This window comes from Mariprofundus ferrinatatus (genome assembly GCF_002795825.1).
GTDB lineage: Bacteria > Pseudomonadota > Zetaproteobacteria > Mariprofundales > Mariprofundaceae > Mariprofundus > Mariprofundus ferrinatatus.
Window position 1 is genome coordinate 1,007,682 of sequence record NZ_CP018800.1, and the last position, 13,434, is coordinate 1,021,115.

Below are 13,434 nucleotides of genomic sequence, written 5' to 3' on the forward strand. Positions count from 1 at the left end.
TTTCGCTCTGGAGTTACTGGTACAGCGCCCACGACGATAAATCACTGCCAGTCGTTGCTGCAGGTATATCAGCGTTGGAAAAAGCACCGGAAATGCTCTTTTTGCGATAATTACCGTCTTCAAGTTCCATTGCTACAATGGTGGGGCTTGCATCGTGTTTACCTCCGATGACAATGGTCTGTTTGCTGGCATCAACATTAGCTGCAACTTTCACATCAAGGCTGAGGCTTCTTATTTCAAATAGTTCTACGCTACTATCTGGAAGTGTAATGTTTTTACTGATCAATCCATCTGCCTGTTTGTCAGCAACATTAATCGCAACATAAACCTTATTGTCGTTGAAGAATTGATTCTCAAAGAGATTGATGTGAAATATGTCTGCCACTGATTGAGAAACATATGCTTTCTGTCTGTAACTGTTGTAGGAGGGTATGGCGATACTTGCCAGAATACCAATGATGGCTACAACGATCATCAGTTCGATAAGCGTGAATCCTAAATCCCTTCTCTGCATTCCTCCTCCTCCTGCAGCTTTCTGATGCGCCGGATGATTCCCTGCTGATACTTCTCAGGCATGGTTTCCAATCGGCTTTTCAGAAAAACAATTGCAGCCCTGCATCCACTCTGCCTTTTTAATATAGCGGTTGTAAACCCCATTACTAAAGGAGTGCTGTCGGGTTGACTGGCAGCGCGCTTACCCAAAGAGAGGGCCAGTTGCTCATTTTTCAGTTCCTGATGTGCCAGAAAGGCTGCTGCAAGCAGGGGGTCAGAGCTTTTCATATAGGTTTCGCTCATGGATAGGATGGTAATGGCCTCCTCAATATCCTGCGCCTCATAGGCGAGCAGGCCTTCAGTCAGGCGGTAGATGTCCCTGAAATATGGGTCCATCTCCTGTCCAAGATAGAGTTCATACCTTAGTGCCGACCACCATGGGGCTCTCTTTTCAACTGGCAGGGCCATGGCTTGTGCATATATGTTGTAAACGTTTAGTACCGCAAGATCAGCTGCAAAAGCCGGAACAGGACCTGCCATTGCATGGTACCATAACGCCTGTTTCTCACTCCATGGCGCAGAGTGAATTGGCGTAAACTCCTGTCTTGGCGGCGTGTTGGTGCGCCCCCATGCGATGCCGGCAATCAGAAGGAGTACGATTGCCAGGCGGATAATCATTTCAGGTCACGACGATTGAACACTGCTGTGGCAGCCATAATGGCAACTGCGGCATAGGCGATGTGCTGAAGGCAGTAAGAGATAACTGAACTTGCTGATAGAGGGAGGCTGTGGGCCAGTCTGAGCGAAATCTGGCTGCTGGAGAGATCGGGCAGGAGCTGGTTAATACTGTGCAGCAGCATGCCTATCCATGCGGGCGTCTCTTTGGCCACTTCGGATGATTGCATGGCATCCAGTACCGGCGGTAGAGACCAGCAGATCAGCCATATTGAAAAGAGGAATACGGTGATCTCAGCTGAGCCGGTTGCGCCTGCAGCAATCAGGAAGAGGATGGCTGCAAGTGCGAGATAGGGCATGAGAATCAAAAGGCTTCCGAAGCTGAAAGAGAGTGAGGCATTCGCGCTGACATACACCGGCCAGGTACTTTCAGCCCAGATAAATGCGGCAATTGATGATGAGATATAGCAAACAAGAAGGGGAAGTATGCTGCTGACAACACCGATAAAGCGCCCCCAGAGATATTTTTCACGGGACATCGGCAGTGTCAGGAAGATGCTGCATATGCCCTGTTCAATATCCCTTGCCAGCAGAGGCACGGCGAGAAAGAAAAGATAGGCCGACAGCCACGCATGCTGTGATGCAAACAGCATGTCCATAAATACTTTACCCAGATCGAGCATGAACAGGGAGGTCGGGATCAGCATCAGCCAGGGAATGATGATCAGCGTCAGCAGAATCGTCTTGTAGATGCGCTGTCCAGCCATCTCTTTCAGGGTAAACCAGATCAGTGAAAACAGCTGGTTCATTGTCTGGTCCACCGGGCAAGTTTCTCCTCGAGCACTTTAGCTTCAGCAAGCGAGTGCTCATGCAGACGAACCTCTTCGCAGATGCAGCCATGCGCCATGATCAGAACCCTGTCGCATAACTGAACCATGTCGGAGACAATGTGGCTGGACATAAGAAAGGCCGCTCCCTGCTGCTTCTTTTCACCCAACAGACTCAATACCTCGGCCCGTCCAAGGGCATCTAGCCCCGACATCGGCTCATCCAGGCAGACCAGTTGTGGATCACCACAAAGGGTCAGGGCAAGGGCTGTGCGCTGGCGCATCCCTTTTGAATACTGGCCGATTGGCCGACTCCGGGCATCCGGTGCCAGATTCATTGCTGCAAGGCTCTCCTCTGCCAGTGTCGGGATTAATCCCGATGCTTTACATTTAAAGCGGAGCAGATTCAGGGCGGAGATCGAAGTTGGCAGTTGGGGAAGTTCCGGGAGGTAGGCGGGGGAGGTGCCCGGATGATCAATGCTCCCTTCACTGGAACGGGTAAGCCCCAGTATACATTTGATCAGCGTACTTTTTCCGGCGCCATTGGCGCCAAGCAGGCCTACAGCCTCTCCTGATTGAATCGAGAAGCTCACATTCTTAACTGCATGCTTCTCACGATAGCGTTTATGTAAAGAGGATACGGATAGCACGGTGGGCATGTTTCGGATTATCAATGAATGCGATGATGATTCAAGCAGTGTTCTCGGCGCATAAAAAAAGAGGGCCAAAGGCCCTCTTTTCTGTTGTTTGCAGAAGCCGATTAAGGCGCGGCAGGAAGATCGCCGGCTGCCAGAGCAGTACCAGCAGTACCTGTTGCGTTTGTAATGGTTGGTGCAGCGCTGGTGGTTTTATAAACTGTATCGCCAGCAAGGTGTTTGGTTGCGGCACCATATGTCTGGTTGCCAGTACCAGCAGTGCTACCGAAGGATACGCTGCTTGAGAGGTTCATTGTTGCCGTGTTGGTACCGTCAGTCAGAGTAAGTGGGCTGGTTGACGCTGCCGCATTAGCATTAGGGTATTTATTGTTATCGTTGAAGAATACCTCAAACGTGGTCTGTGCGGAGTGCAGGTCAGCCTGTGCTGCAGAGTTGAATGCTTTTACGCGGTAGCTTGCAAACTGCGGAATCGCGATTGCTGCCAGAATACCGATGATGGCCACAACGATCATCAGCTCGATCAGTGTGAAGCCCTTCTCATTATTTTTAATCATGTTCGTCATTTGAATATCTCCCATATATGTTTTGCACCTTCTTGGTACACTCTAATTCACTAATCTCATCGCAAGCATGATGCCAATAAATTTCGTGATACCATAGCATTATTCTGGCAATAGTGACAAAAAACGTCACTTCCATGTGTCAAAACTGGATGTGGTCAACTGCCCAGATAGTTTCAGCTCTGAAGAGGTTTCTCTTTGGCCTCTGTTTACGCATAGTGTTGCTGTGTGGGGGAATCGTATGGCTGTCAGGTTGTTTACACTCAGGGATGTTCCGGAAGATGAGGCAGAAGATGTGCGTCAGCTATTGCATGAAAATAGTATTTCATTTTACGAAACCCACGCCGGAGGCTGGGGTGTAGGTACACCGGCAATCTGGCTGCATGATGAAACAGAACTGGAGCATGCGATGGATCTGATCGATGCATATCAAAAGGAACGTTATGCAGCGGCCCGAGCAGAGTACCAGGCAGGAAAAGAACAGGGGGTGCAGCCAACACTCCTCGACAGATTCAGGCAGCACCCTGTGCTTGTAGCCGTTTTTCTGCTCCTGACACTGTTTATACTGTACGCAAGCCTTAGCCCGTTTCTGAATTTCGGGAAATAACCCCCTTTGTTGCACACTCTTCGCTTTTATATTCTTCACCCATCTTCTAAACTGTAGATATGAGAGTTCTGATCTGTTTGCTGTTACTACTCTCGGCTCTACCAGCCGATGCTGATGAGCCGAAGGTGATCAAAGAGCGGACGAGCTATATCCTGAACATGGTCGATGACCTCTGGCGCGGCGAATCTTCCTTTGCTGTGGTCACCATGCGTGTGAAAACTGAACACTATACCCGAACCATGCGTATGGAGGGATGGTCCAAAGGCAAGGAAAAAACGCTGTTTCGCGTGTTAGAGCCGCTGCGCGAAAAAGGCACAATGACGCTTAAATCCGAGAACCACATCTACACCTACCTTCCCAAGACGGATCGAACGATTCGCCTGACCAGCGGCATGATGATGGGATCATGGATGGGTAGCCATCTCACCAATGATGATCTCGTTAAAGAGGCGCGACTGGAGGAGGATTATGATGCGCTTATCAGCTTCGAAGGTGAAAGAGATGGCCGAAACATAATCGAATTTACGCTGACGCCAAAACCGGATGCGCCAGTGGTATGGGGGAAATTGCAGCTTATCATCATGGCTGAGAGCTACACACCATTGCTAGAGTATTACTACGATGAGGATATGGAGCTGGCGCGCACATTCACATTCTCCGGTATGAAAATGCTCGGAGGCATGGAGAGGCCTGCGGTTCTCCGCGTTATTCCGGCTGACAAGCCGGATGAGTACACTGAATTTATCTACGAACAACTTGAACTGGACATTCCGGTCAGCGACGAGATGTTCTCTATCTCAAGTCTGAAGCGTCGCTGATGCGAATCCTTACTCTTGCATCAAGGAATGTGCGCAGGAACTGGCATCGCTCACTGGTGACAATGCTGGCCATGGCCTTTGCCTGCCTGATTATGATCTTCTTTGCATCGTTGATGGAGGGGATGATTCAGGGTAGCGAGCGCAGTGTGGTCTCGATGAATATGGGCGACATCCAGATTCATGCACACGGATACCGGGATGATCCTGACCTCTATACCCGAATCGATAACGACACAGCACTGGTTGCAGCTATTGAGAGGGAGGGGTTCCGGGCAGCAGGGCGCATCTACGGCTACGGGCTTCTGGCTGCAAAGATGGCATCAAGCGGCGTGCACCTTCGCGGCATCGACCTGAAGCAGGAGGTGAAGGTCACCGAACTGCACAGGCATGTCGGCAGTGGTCAGTGGCTGGATGAAAGTGAAAGCAAAGGCGTGGTTCTGGGGAAGAAACTGGCAGGCACGCTTGGCGTTGAACTGGGGGATGAACTGGTGTTCGTCGGTCAGAGTTCCGACGGCTATATGGCCAATGAACTGTTCCGGGTAAGGGGGGTGCTTAAGTCCGTATCCGATGGTATCGACCGAATGGGTATGTTCATGCCGATGCAGACACTACGTAATCTGCTGGTGATTCCTGAGGGGGTGCATGAGATAGTGATCATTCGCCCGGATCGGACAACGGATCTGAGCGCTGAAACCGCAAGGGTTGAGGCGCTGGCGGAAGGGCTTGAGGTGAAAAACTGGAAACAGCTGATGCCGGTAATTGCGCGCATGATCGAGACGGCTGATGTGCAGATCATGATCATGCTGGTGATCTTCTATATTGCTGTGGCTACCGTGGTACTCAATGCGATGCTGATGAATGTGTTTGAACGGATACATGAGTTCGGCATCATGAAAGCGCTCGGTGTTTCCCCCTGGCAACTTGTTGCTCTTGTGTTTGCAGAAACATTCATTCTTACCCTGTTGGCCTCTATTGTGGGGCTCGCCGGTGGCTGGTGGGTATCTGACTACTACCGGATTCACGGCATTGACCTCTCATCCATGGCGGAGTCGATCGCTTATGGCGGCATCGCATTTGATCCACTATGGTATGCGGCGATTACAACAGAGGCGCTGGTCTATCCGGTACTCTTTCTCTTCATTATAGCCGCAGTGGCGGTGATCTACCCGGCAGTTAAAGCGGCTATGCTGAGGCCGGTCAAGGCAATCTACTTCCGATGAACCTGAACCAGCTGGCATGGCGCAATATCTGGCGCAGAAAGCGGAGGACGCTGATTACGGCATTCTCTATAGGCTTTGGTGTGATGCTGGCGGTTACCTTTACCGGCTCGGGCGACTACACCTATACCAATATGATCGATACGGGTGCGAGCATGGGCATGGGTCATGTGACGGTGGAACCGGTCGGTTATCATCTTAAACCGACTCTCGATAAAAGGCTCTCCGGTGTCGATGCATTGCGTCAACGAATTGCTGCGCTGGATGATGTTTCTGATGCCACGGTCCGCATCACCGGACAGGCGATGTTTGCCAGTGCCCGCAAGAGTGTTGGCGGTGCCTTTATTGCCGTCGATCCGGCTTTTGAAACAGCAGAAAACAACCTGCTGGTGCGCTCACTTGTTGAAGGGGACCTTTTCACTGAACGTGATGGCCGTGGGATCGTAATTGGCAGCAGACTGGCCCAAAAGCTGCAGGTTAAAATTGGCAAAAAGGTGGTTTACACGACGACCGATGCGACAGGTGAGATTGTCAGTAACATTGCACGGGTAACCGGAATATTTACTACCGGAGAGGATACGATTGATGGGATCCTGGCGCTGCTGCCGATTGCCGCTGTGCAGGAGACATTAAGTTATGCGCCTGACGAGGCCACGGTGGTTGCTGTGATCATCAAGGATCAGCGACATGCCGAGGAGGTACGTGACAGGATTGCAGCACTTCCGGAAGCAGGCGGTGTTGCCGTACTGACATGGAAAAAGTCGCAGCCGGATCTTGCTGCAGTGATCGCTTTCGACAAGGCCGGCAATTATATCAGCCAGTTTCTTGTCGGATTGCTGATTTCTGTAGGTATTCTTAATACTATGCTGATGAGCGTACTTGAGCGCACCCGAGAGTTTGGTGTGATGATGGCGGTCGGCATGTCGCCGAAGGTGCTGTTCAAGCTGGTAATGGTGGAGTCATTCTGGCTCTCCATAGTTGGCCTGATACTGGGTATAATCATAACCGCGCCCTGGTACTATTTCCTCTATCATTACGGTATCGATTTTACCGGCGCCTTCGGAGACGATTTCAGTTATGGCGGCGTGCTGGTTGATCCTGTTTTCAAAGCAAGGCTGTTCAAGGAGAGCATTATAGCCATTCTCGGCACGCTCTTTATGCTGGCGCTGCTGGCCGGCCTCTATCCGGCCTGGCGGGCAGGGCGTGTACCACCGGTGGATAGCCTGAAAACGATATGAAGGCGATGAGATGAGTAGTAGTGAACATATAGTCCAGATGCAGCGTGTCCTGAAAACCTACCGCCAGGGGAAGGTCGATGTGCATGCGGTGAACGATGTTTCCCTTGAGATCGAGAATGGCGATTTTGCCGTGCTTTGCGGCCCTTCAGGATCAGGCAAGACCAGTATTCTGAATTTGATCGGAGGCCTTGATGTGCCTACCTCCGGTAGTGTGCTGGTGGACGGGATCGACCTCTCAACGATGGATAAAACCGAACTCTCCAGAATTCGCCGGGATCGTATCGGCTTTGTTTTTCAGGCCTATAACCTGATTCCGGTGATGACCGCCTACGAAAATGCCGAGTTCGTGCTCAATCTGCAGGGTGTCAGTGAAGCGGAGTGCAGGCAGCGGGTGATGGAAACGCTGGCGGCAGTGGGGCTTCAGGGGCTGGAACATCGCAGGCCCGATGAGATGAGTGGCGGTCAGCAGCAACGGGTGGCGATAGCGCGCGCCATTGTAACCGATCCTGCGATTGTTCTGGCCGATGAGCCGACCGCCAATGTTGATTCGCATACGGCCGAGGCACTGCTTGATCTCATGCAGAAGCTTAACCGTGAAAAGGGCATCACCTTTCTCTTTTCAACCCATGACCAGCATGTAATGGATCGTGCGAGGCGCATAATCACGCTGCATGACGGCAAGATCGAGTCGGATGAGATCAGGAATTAGCCTCCTTCGAACGCTGATATTTTCGCTGTTACTGGTTGTTGCCGTTTCACAACCGGCTCATGCTTTCTACTCCTGGCATGATAGTGACAGCGAAGTCGAGATGCGGGCCATGCTTACTGGCTCGGCACTCTGGCTGAACAATCCCGACAACCCTCTTTATTACAACAAGAGCTCAATTGCGGGTGCGGCAGCTTCAGGCCGCCTTATGATGGATGCCGGTTTTGGCGGGGCGTTCAGTTTTGAGATGCATGCGGTTCAGAACTATGTCCCTCTGGATATGCAGAACGGTGGCAGCAACCTCGCCGTACTGCGCGATGTTGAACGCAGTGATCTGCTGGACTGGAGTTTCGATTCCCGGCGCGCTCATCTCCTGATCGATCGGCTGAATTTGCAGTACGCTTCCCAAAAGCTGAATCTGAAGATCGGTCGTCAGCCGGTGAACCTTGCCGCGACCTTCTTTTTCACCCCCAACGACTTCTTTGCCCCATTCGCCGCTCAGGCCTTTTTCCGTGCCTATAAGCCGGGCGTAGATGCATTGCGGGCGGATATTCAGCTGGCTGACCTTTCACAGATTTCACTGATCTCTGTCCTTGGTTACAGCGCTGATCCGGTCAGTGACAATGGCTGGAGTAACGCTAATACGGCTGCCCGTAACTCCTATCTGGCTCGCACCTCGGGCGTTGTTGGTGACTTCGAATTGGCACTGTTAGCCGGCACTGTAAAAAAAGATATTGTGATCGGTACGGATTTTCAGGGGGAACTTTTCGAATGGCTTGGAATCAGAGGAGAGGGGCATGTGAATATTCCCGATCAGGCCGGGTTAAAGCGCCGCATCGAGTTTGCCTTTGGTATTGAGCACCGCTGGGAGAACAGTTTAACCTTGCGTGCAGAGCAGTTCTATCATGGTGGAGGGGCGAATAGCACTTCTGCGTATAACACAGCTCTGCTTGCGCAGAGCTATTATTTGGGACGCCATTACAGCGCAATCGGTGCGAGCTTTGAATTCACACCACTGTTAAACGGCGACATGACCCTGATCTACAACTGGGGTGATAACTCAGCCCTGATCGCGGCCTATGCACTCTACTCACTTAGTGATGAGTCTGAGCTTGCCATCAGCGGAGCATTTGCAAAAGGGAAAAGGCCGGTTGGAGGGAGCATCCGTAGTGAATTCGGTCTCTATCCAAGTTCGATGAGCATTGAGGTGCGAAGCTACTTTTAGATGGGCTATAAAGCTTTTCGCTTTTCCCCTTCATGTTTAACTTGCTTTTCAAATGATGCGTAAAGATTCATAAAGGTTCGGAATATTTTCTCCGGAACTTCGCAGATGAGCAGTCGATCCCTGGTGCGAATAACAGCGTCGGCTGGAATCTCAATATATGGACTAATGGAGCCGAACATATCACCAGTTGAAAGAGAAAGGGTTTTTCCATTGCTCATATATACTTCAGCTGTTCCGGATATAATAACATGGCAAGCTGAGTCGAGTAGTGCTGATGCCGGAACTTCGACTCCTCCGGCGTATTCATTGACTTCAGACTCTTCAACCAGCCACTGTTTGTCCTCTTCAGGCAGTTCAGAGAATGCAGGCATGAAGTGTGTTGTAGCATGCACCATTCTGGTCTGAACTGTCTGGATTAGATACTCTCCGGCTATCGGGAACTCTTTCATCAGCTGCAAAACAGATTGTGCTGAGAACTCAAGAAGTATGGTTTGGGTTTTGGCTGTAACGGTTGCTGAGCGCTTTAACTTGTAAACACAGGCGAACTCTCCAAAGAAGTCACCGGGGCCTAGTGTTTTCAACGTGGTTGTGCCCCCATTCTTCAGTTCAAGCTGGACGTCCACATCGCCTTCCAGAATAAGGTAAAAGGTTTCACTGGCTTCACCCTGAGTGACAATATTATCTCCTATGTTTACCCTGATCAGGTTCGCCTGACTAATAAAATTAAGTGCTTCAGAGTCGGAAAGCTGATTAATCAGTTCAAAAAGTTTGGCTCGTTCTCCGCCAGTTTCCTCGCCACCTGCTTGGGTGATTTCTGCCATGTTAGAGAGTGCCTCAATCTCCTCAAGGTTCGGGTGGTTGAGCTGTTTGCAGAGGGCAAGAAAGCCAGTGGCAAAGCCTGGTTTCCCGATAGCGAGCATCTTCCTGGCCATCTGAAGGGCGAATGCGCGCGCCTCTTTAATCCTATCCGTTTTCTGCAACATCTGGATCAATGGGCGGGCAATATGCAAGTCATCCGGGAAAACGTGATGTAATCTCAGATAGCTGTGCATTAACTTTACTTCATTCAGTGACATGCTCATATCATAGCCCGATTTTTTTGAATGTCATACATTGCTTGGGTACGGCCATGGTTGTCGCTATCCTTGCGCCATGACAAAAGAACTTCCTCTTTTCGGCAAACCACGCGGTTCCATTCCATTCGCCCCAGAGGGGTGGCGTTTTGTTATACCTACCACTATTCTCTTGCTTGTTGCCTGGGCACTGAGTTGGAGTGTGATTGCTCCTCTGCTGTTTGTTTTACTACTGTTTGAACTGAATTTCTTCAGGGACCCTGAGCGTAGTGTGCCTCAGGGTGAAGACCTGTTTGTCTGCCCTGCAGATGGAAAAGTGATTAGATCTGAAATAACTGATCAGGGGCATCAGCGTGTCGATATCTTTATGAATGTGTTTAATGTGCATGTGAACAGGGCTCCGTTGGCGGGACGGATTACCCATATGCAGTATGTTCCCGGCAAGTTCGTCAATGCCAGTTTCGACCACGCCAGCGATGAAAATGAGCGTAATCGTTTTGAGATGGAGTGTGATAACGGTGCAAAAATCGCTTTTACCCAGGTTTCCGGCCTTCTGGCACGACGTATCGTCTCCTACGTTGAAGTGGGGGACCATGTTGAAGCAGGCCAGCGCATCGGCATGATACGGTTCGGGTCGCGTGTGAACTGTGAAATTCCCGCTGACTACACTCTTAATGTGAAAGTGGGCGATCATGTTACGGCTGGTGTGACGATAGTTGCGCGCAAGCAGAAAGATGTGAGAGGAGAAAGTGATGCCGATTAAGGGGGAGGTGACACGCCGAGGCGTTTATCTGCTACCGAGCCTGTTTACCACGATGGGTCTTTTTGCAGGCTTTTATGCACTGATCGCGGCAGTACAAGGCCGCTTTGAGCTTGCGGCATGGGCAATTCTTGCTGCTGCAATTTTTGATATGCTGGATGGGCGAGTGGCCAGGTTGCTGCACGCCGAAACATCATTTGGTGCAGAGTATGACTCCCTTTGCGATATGCTCTCCTTTGGTGTGGCGCCTGCCGTGCTTCTCTATATGTGGGCACTGGTGAACCTTGGGCCCGATCTGCATAAGCTGGCCTGGCTGGGTGGTTTCTTCCTGGTGGCCGGGGCGGCAATACGTTTGGCGCGATTTAATGTGCAGCTGGAGCATCAGGATAAGCGTTATTTTCAGGGGTTGCCGACACCGGGTGTTGCGCTGCTGATTGCGACAGCCGTGCTCTATCATGTTGATTCTCGTGTTGAACCATGGCCATGGCTCTGGTTCTTTATGGCACTTACTCTGGCCTGGTTAATGGTGAGTAATGTTCGTTTTGTATCAGGCAAGGATGTCGATCTGAAACAACGCCGCTCTACCGGTATGCTGGTGGGTATGATCCTGGTGATTGGGTTGATTGCCGTGGATCCTTACCGTGTTCCATTCGGTATACTGTTTGTTTACTGCCTGCATGGGCCGATTATGAGTTTGTGGCAGAACAGACGTGTGAGTCAGTACCGGCAGCGGCGTAAACTGGATAGAAAGCAGAAAGGCGACTCGGAGCAGGATGGTAATGACGGGATTTGACCGATGACGGCCTTGGTGGTCTAATTTGGGCCATGAAGAGATGCTTTTCAAATCTTGCTGTTGCAACGAAGTACCTGCTACTTCGAATGGGTCTGTGCGTCTGCTGATTAACAGTTAGCTGATGATGTACAGGCCGCGGAATTCCGCGGCCTTTTTTGTTTGTGCTGGATTTGAAGGGTGATAGGAGAACATGATGTCAGATCGTCTCTATATATTTGATACGACGTTAAGAGATGGCGAGCAGTCACCTGGCTGCTCAATGAATATCGATGAAAAAATGCGCGTGGCGCACGCTCTGTCGGCACTGGGTGTTGACGTTATCGAGGCTGGATTCCCGATTGCATCACCGGGTGACTTCGAGGCGGTTCATCGCATTGCCAGTGAAATTCATGGTCCGAAGATCGCAGGTCTTGCCCGTGCGGCGGAACGCGATATTGCCCGTGCAGGCGAAGCTGTGAAACCGGCTGGGGATAATGGCCGAATTCACACCTTTATTGCGACAAGCCCTATCCATATGGAGGCCAAGTTGCGCATGACGCCGGATCAGGTGGTTGAGCGTGCTGTAGTTGCTGTGAAACAGGCCCGCTCTCTGGCGCCTGAGGTGGAGTTTTCAGCGGAAGATGCGGGTCGATCCGAAATCGATTTCCTCTGTCGGATCGTTGAATCGGTGATTACTGCAGGTGCTCGCGTGATCAATATTCCGGATACTGTCGGGTACATGACGCCGGATGAGTTCGGCTGGCGCATCCGCAGCCTGATTGAACGTGTTCCCAACTCGGATCAGGCGATATTCTCGGTACATTGCCATAATGATCTTGGCCTGGCTGTTGCCAACTCCCTGGCTGCAATTGAAAACGGTGCGCGTCAGGTGGAGTGCACCATCAACGGCCTTGGTGAGCGGGCAGGTAATGCCTCACTGGAAGAGATCGTGATGATCATGAAAACACGGTCGGATCGATATGATATCAATACAGGTATCGACACAACGAAAATTGTGCCGACTTCGAAGCTGGTTAGCCAGATTACCGGCATGCCGATTCAGCCGAACAAGGCGATTGTCGGTGCAAATGCTTTCGCGCATGAGTCAGGTATTCATCAGGATGGTGTGCTTAAGCATAAGAAAACCTATGAGATCATGACCCCTGAGTCTGTAGGATGGTCTACTAATCGTATGGTGCTGGGCAAACACTCAGGTCGTGCAGCGTTGAAGTCCCGTTATGTTGAGCTGGGTGTGGAACTGGATGACGAGCGCCTGATCGTGGTGTTTGAGCGTTTCAAGAAACTGGCGGATAAGAAGAAAGATATCTTTGACGAGGACCTGATGTCCATTCTGTCAGACGATTCAGGCATTGATCACGAGCGCGTCAAACTGCTTAATCTGCATGCTGCCTCCGGAACCAACGACACGCCTGTGGCTGCTGTGGAACTCGAAATTGAAGGTCAGCGCCATAAAGCAACTGCGGAGGGTGACGGTCCTGTTGATGCGGCATTCAAGGCGATCAAGTCGCTGGTGGAGCCTAACGGAAAACTATTGCTCTATGCCGTGAACGCCATTACCGCCGGCACAGATGCGCAGGGTGAGGTGACGGTACGACTGCAGGATGGCGATCGCATCGTGAACGGTCAGGGATCGGATACCGATATTGTCGTGGCATCGGCCAAGGCACTGATTGCTGCGCTCAATAAGCTTCCGAATATGCATGCCAGAGAGGTGCATGCACAGTACTCAGGCGTCTGATTCTACTGATGCGGTATTGGGTTCCTGCCCGATACCTGATGCACATTTG

General features: G+C 51.1%; 16 protein-coding genes. 10 read left to right on the forward strand and 6 right to left on the reverse strand.

Annotation, left to right across the window (positions count from 1 at the left end):
* Nucleotides 1–13 precede the first annotated feature (13 nt).
* The 5 genes from Ga0123462_RS11615 to Ga0123462_RS11610 form a co-directional block, all read right to left on the reverse strand.
* On the reverse strand, nucleotides 14–514 hold the full coding sequence (locus Ga0123462_RS11615) for a type IV pilin protein (RefSeq protein WP_100265264.1): 501 nt from the start codon (nucleotides 512–514) through the stop codon (nucleotides 14–16).
* On the reverse strand, nucleotides 496–1,170 hold the full coding sequence (locus Ga0123462_RS04845) for a hypothetical protein (protein ID WP_100265265.1): 675 nt from the start codon (nucleotides 1,168–1,170) through the stop codon (nucleotides 496–498). Before Ga0123462_RS04845 ends, Ga0123462_RS11615 begins: the two co-directional genes overlap by 19 nt.
* Nucleotides 1,167–1,988 (reverse strand): ABC transporter permease subunit, encoded by an 822-nt coding sequence (locus Ga0123462_RS04850; RefSeq protein WP_157821273.1) that lies wholly within the window; start codon nucleotides 1,986–1,988, stop codon nucleotides 1,167–1,169. Before Ga0123462_RS04850 ends, Ga0123462_RS04845 begins: the two co-directional genes overlap by 4 nt.
* Nucleotides 1,973–2,653, reverse strand: a complete 681-nt coding sequence (locus tag Ga0123462_RS04855; RefSeq protein WP_157821274.1) for an ABC transporter ATP-binding protein — start codon at nucleotides 2,651–2,653, stop codon at nucleotides 1,973–1,975. The genes Ga0123462_RS04850 and Ga0123462_RS04855 overlap by 16 nt, the downstream gene beginning before the upstream one ends.
* Before the next feature lie 101 nt (nucleotides 2,654–2,754).
* Nucleotides 2,755–3,204 (reverse strand): type IV pilin protein, encoded by a 450-nt coding sequence (locus Ga0123462_RS11610; RefSeq protein ID WP_100266495.1) that lies wholly within the window; start codon nucleotides 3,202–3,204, stop codon nucleotides 2,755–2,757.
* A 247-nt stretch (nucleotides 3,205–3,451) separates the two neighbouring features.
* On the opposite strand from Ga0123462_RS11610, the gene Ga0123462_RS04865 reads away from it, so the two are divergent.
* The 6 genes from Ga0123462_RS04865 to Ga0123462_RS04890 are packed head-to-tail and all read left to right on the forward strand — an operon-like array spanning nucleotide 3,452 to nucleotide 9,021.
* A complete protein-coding gene (locus tag Ga0123462_RS04865; RefSeq protein ID WP_100265268.1) occupies nucleotides 3,452–3,817 on the forward strand; it encodes a DUF6164 family protein in 366 nt (121 codons plus the stop codon).
* Between the two features lie 59 nt (nucleotides 3,818–3,876).
* Entirely contained in the window at nucleotides 3,877–4,635 is a 759-nt protein-coding gene (locus tag Ga0123462_RS04870; RefSeq protein WP_100265269.1) for an outer membrane lipoprotein-sorting protein, read from the forward strand.
* Nucleotides 4,635–5,855 (forward strand): ABC transporter permease, encoded by a 1,221-nt coding sequence (locus Ga0123462_RS04875; protein ID WP_232726644.1) that lies wholly within the window; start codon nucleotides 4,635–4,637, stop codon nucleotides 5,853–5,855. Before Ga0123462_RS04870 ends, Ga0123462_RS04875 begins: the two co-directional genes overlap by 1 nt.
* Nucleotides 5,852–7,090: an ABC transporter permease gene (locus tag Ga0123462_RS04880; protein WP_100265270.1), complete on the forward strand. Its 1,239-nt coding sequence runs from the start codon at nucleotides 5,852–5,854 to the stop codon at nucleotides 7,088–7,090. Before Ga0123462_RS04875 ends, Ga0123462_RS04880 begins: the two co-directional genes overlap by 4 nt.
* Before the next feature lie 10 nt (nucleotides 7,091–7,100).
* The gene (locus Ga0123462_RS04885; protein WP_100265271.1) at nucleotides 7,101–7,799 is read left to right on the forward strand and encodes an ABC transporter ATP-binding protein; all 699 of its coding nucleotides are present in this window, start codon (nucleotides 7,101–7,103) and stop codon (nucleotides 7,797–7,799) included.
* Entirely contained in the window at nucleotides 7,783–9,021 is a 1,239-nt protein-coding gene (locus Ga0123462_RS04890; RefSeq protein ID WP_100265272.1) for a hypothetical protein, read from the forward strand. The genes Ga0123462_RS04885 and Ga0123462_RS04890 overlap by 17 nt, the downstream gene beginning before the upstream one ends.
* Nucleotides 9,022–9,026: 5 nt before the next feature.
* Here the strand turns inward: Ga0123462_RS04890 and Ga0123462_RS04895 are convergent, their stop codons facing one another.
* Nucleotides 9,027–9,842, reverse strand: a complete 816-nt coding sequence (locus tag Ga0123462_RS04895; RefSeq protein ID WP_198507402.1) for a cyclic nucleotide-binding domain-containing protein — start codon at nucleotides 9,840–9,842, stop codon at nucleotides 9,027–9,029.
* Between the two features lie 33 nt (nucleotides 9,843–9,875).
* Here Ga0123462_RS04895 and Ga0123462_RS11470 point away from each other — a divergent pair, with 33 nt between their 5' ends.
* From Ga0123462_RS11470 to Ga0123462_RS04910, 4 genes are all read left to right on the forward strand, one after another.
* Nucleotides 9,876–10,055 (forward strand): hypothetical protein, encoded by a 180-nt coding sequence (locus Ga0123462_RS11470; protein WP_198507403.1) that lies wholly within the window; start codon nucleotides 9,876–9,878, stop codon nucleotides 10,053–10,055.
* 118 nt (nucleotides 10,056–10,173) lie between these two features.
* A complete protein-coding gene (locus Ga0123462_RS04900) occupies nucleotides 10,174–10,857 on the forward strand; it encodes a phosphatidylserine decarboxylase family protein (protein ID WP_100265274.1) in 684 nt (227 codons plus the stop codon).
* Nucleotides 10,847–11,647 (forward strand): CDP-diacylglycerol--serine O-phosphatidyltransferase, encoded by an 801-nt coding sequence (gene pssA / locus Ga0123462_RS04905; RefSeq protein ID WP_100265275.1) that lies wholly within the window; start codon nucleotides 10,847–10,849, stop codon nucleotides 11,645–11,647. The genes Ga0123462_RS04900 and pssA overlap by 11 nt, the downstream gene beginning before the upstream one ends.
* A gap of 193 nt (nucleotides 11,648–11,840) precedes the next feature.
* Nucleotides 11,841–13,385 (forward strand): 2-isopropylmalate synthase, encoded by a 1,545-nt coding sequence (locus Ga0123462_RS04910; RefSeq protein ID WP_100265276.1) that lies wholly within the window; start codon nucleotides 11,841–11,843, stop codon nucleotides 13,383–13,385.
* The last annotated feature ends 49 nt before the right edge of the window (nucleotides 13,386–13,434 follow it).

Bases quoted from the DNA above. Each gene is read 5' to 3' on its own strand.
- Ga0123462_RS04885 (WP_100265271.1), top strand. From the start codon at position 7,101: ATGAGTAGTAGTGAACATATAGTCCAGATGCAGCGTGTCCTGAAAACC.
- Ga0123462_RS04880 (WP_100265270.1), top strand. From the start codon at position 5,852: ATGAACCTGAACCAGCTGGCATGGCGCAATATCTGGCGCAGAAAGCGG.
- Ga0123462_RS04845 (WP_100265265.1), bottom strand. From the start codon at position 1,170: ATGATTATCCGCCTGGCAATCGTACTCCTTCTGATTGCCGGCATCGCA.
- Ga0123462_RS04895 (WP_198507402.1), bottom strand. From the start codon at position 9,842: ATGGCAGAAATCACCCAAGCAGGTGGCGAGGAAACTGGCGGAGAACGA.
- Ga0123462_RS11610 (WP_100266495.1), bottom strand. From the start codon at position 3,204: ATGATTAAAAATAATGAGAAGGGCTTCACACTGATCGAGCTGATGATC.
- Ga0123462_RS04910 (WP_100265276.1), top strand. From the start codon at position 11,841: ATGTCAGATCGTCTCTATATATTTGATACGACGTTAAGAGATGGCGAG.
- Ga0123462_RS04865 (WP_100265268.1), top strand. From the start codon at position 3,452: ATGGCTGTCAGGTTGTTTACACTCAGGGATGTTCCGGAAGATGAGGCA.
- Ga0123462_RS04870 (WP_100265269.1), top strand. From the start codon at position 3,877: ATGAGAGTTCTGATCTGTTTGCTGTTACTACTCTCGGCTCTACCAGCC.
- pssA (WP_100265275.1), top strand. From the start codon at position 10,847: ATGCCGATTAAGGGGGAGGTGACACGCCGAGGCGTTTATCTGCTACCG.
- Ga0123462_RS04890 (WP_100265272.1), top strand. From the start codon at position 7,783: ATGAGATCAGGAATTAGCCTCCTTCGAACGCTGATATTTTCGCTGTTA.
- Ga0123462_RS04900 (WP_100265274.1), top strand. From the start codon at position 10,174: ATGACAAAAGAACTTCCTCTTTTCGGCAAACCACGCGGTTCCATTCCA.
- Ga0123462_RS04855 (WP_157821274.1), bottom strand. From the start codon at position 2,653: ATGCCCACCGTGCTATCCGTATCCTCTTTACATAAACGCTATCGTGAG.
- Ga0123462_RS04875 (WP_232726644.1), top strand. From the start codon at position 4,635: ATGCGAATCCTTACTCTTGCATCAAGGAATGTGCGCAGGAACTGGCAT.
- Ga0123462_RS11615 (WP_100265264.1), bottom strand. From the start codon at position 514: ATGCAGAGAAGGGATTTAGGATTCACGCTTATCGAACTGATGATCGTT.